This is a genomic window from Mesorhizobium sp. M7D.F.Ca.US.004.03.1.1 (assembly GCF_003998635.1).
Classification (GTDB): Bacteria; Pseudomonadota; Alphaproteobacteria; order Rhizobiales; family Rhizobiaceae; genus Mesorhizobium; species Mesorhizobium loti.
This window is the reverse complement of the sequence record NZ_RZQG01001465.1, coordinates 1-927: the sequence shown is the minus strand read 5'-3', so window position 1 is coordinate 927 and position 927 is coordinate 1. Positions and strand designations below refer to the sequence as shown.

Annotated in this window: 1 protein-coding gene; it reads right to left on the bottom strand. The window is 57.9% G+C overall.

Annotated features, from left to right (window positions below):
- Positions 1–375: 375 nt before the first annotated feature.
- Positions 376–927: LPS export ABC transporter ATP-binding protein (gene lptB, locus EN935_RS37995; protein WP_127374340.1), on the bottom strand; the 552-nt coding region annotated here is incomplete at its 5' end.

The window sequence follows — 927 nt, the reverse complement described above, 5'->3', positions numbered from 1 at the left end:
CATCACCAGCGACTGCGATTGTCGTAGCTGTAGTTTGGCCGCCAACGCCATGGTTCGGTTTCAAACGCCTCGTCTACGCATCCGGACTTCCGGAAGAGAGTTTTGCAGCCGGCCATAGAAACTGGCCCAGCTTTTGCTTGTCAAGGCAATTGCTAGCAAAACCCGCTTACCGGAGCGTTATCTCGGAGTAAAATCGAGGAAAGAGAGCCGGGCGAACCGCAAAAATCGTGTCAGGAAACAAATTTCACGCTCAGAGCAATTCCAGGAAAAGTGAGAGACGGTTTTCCCGGGAAAAGCGCATAGCGCTTTCCCTTGGGAATTGCGTCAAGACGAAAAGACAGAGCGGTTTGGCGTTTCCGTTAAACGACGAACCGCTCAGAGCGTAAAACCCTCGCCGAGGTAAAGCCGCCGCACATCCGGGTTTGCCACCACTTCGTCGGCCCTTCCATGGGTCAACACCTGGCCGGCATGGATAATGTAGGCGCGGTCGATCAGGCCAAGCGTTTCGCGCACATTGTGATCGGTGATGAGCACGCCGATGCCCCGCGCCGTCAAGTGGCGCACCAATTGCTGGATGTCGGCGACGGCGATCGGATCAATGCCGGCAAAAGGCTCGTCGAGCAGCATGTAGGCCGGACGCGTCGCCAGCGCACGCGCGATTTCCAGGCGTCGCCGCTCGCCGCCGGAAAGCGACATGGATGGCGCCTTGCGAAGATGGCTGATGTGGAATTCCTCGAGCAGTTCGTCGAGATTGCGCTCGCGCACCTTGCGGTCCTTTTCGACCACTTCCAGCACGGCACGGATATTCTGCTCGACATTGAGGCCACGGAAAATCGACGCTTCCTGCGGCAGATAGCCGATACCGAGGCGTGCTCGACGGTACATCGGCATCGAGGTGACATCGAAGCCGTCGATCTCGATCGTGCC